1 protein-coding gene is annotated in these 690 nt (G+C 32.9%); it reads left to right on the forward strand.

Annotation, left to right across the window (positions count from 1 at the left end; genetic code table 11):
* A partial coding sequence (locus JBL43_RS20155) for a transposase (RefSeq protein WP_198843147.1) occupies nt 1–405 on the forward strand: 405 nt, incomplete at its 5' end.
* Nucleotides 406–690 lie beyond the last annotated feature (285 nt).

Genomic DNA, 690 nt, shown 5'->3' on the forward strand with positions numbered 1-690 from the left:
AAGCGTAGCCAAAAAGATTATTCGCTTTCTTTCAAGCTTCAATTGGTTGAAGAAATTGAATCTGGCCAACTTAATAGATTAGATGCTCATCTTAAATATGGAATTCAAGCGAGATCTACAATCACACAATGGTTAAGAAAATATGGTACATTTGATTGGGAAAACTTATCCATTACCACTATGACAAAGACACCAGAACAGAGGATTATAGAATTAGAAGCAAAAGTAAAACTTCTTGAAAAACAAAAGGCACGAGCAGAACACTTAGCTGAGCGAGCAGATAAGAAAGTAATTATCTTCGATATGTTGGTAGATATGGCAGAGAAAGAATATGATATTCAAATAAGAAAAAACTACACGCCCGAGTTATCGAAAACTTCAAAGAAGAATACAAAGAAACAATAGTTTCTACCTGTAACTTACTTGGGCTTAATAGACAGGTTTATTATAGAGCACTTAAATCAAGAGCTTACAGACAATCTATTGCACAAAAGGTAATTGCTTTAGTACGTGTAATCCGTAACGTGATGCCTAAACTAGGCACAAGAAAATTATATCATATACTCAAGTCGGAGTTGTTGATATTGAATGTAGGAAGAGATAAACTATTTAGAATACTTAAAGCAAATCATATGCTGATAAAACCTAAAAGAAGCTATCATGTAACAACTGATTCTCATCATAGATTTA

Source organism: Aureibaculum flavum, from assembly GCF_016406085.1.
GTDB classification, from domain to species: Bacteria; Bacteroidota; Bacteroidia; order Flavobacteriales; family Flavobacteriaceae; genus Aureibaculum; species Aureibaculum flavum.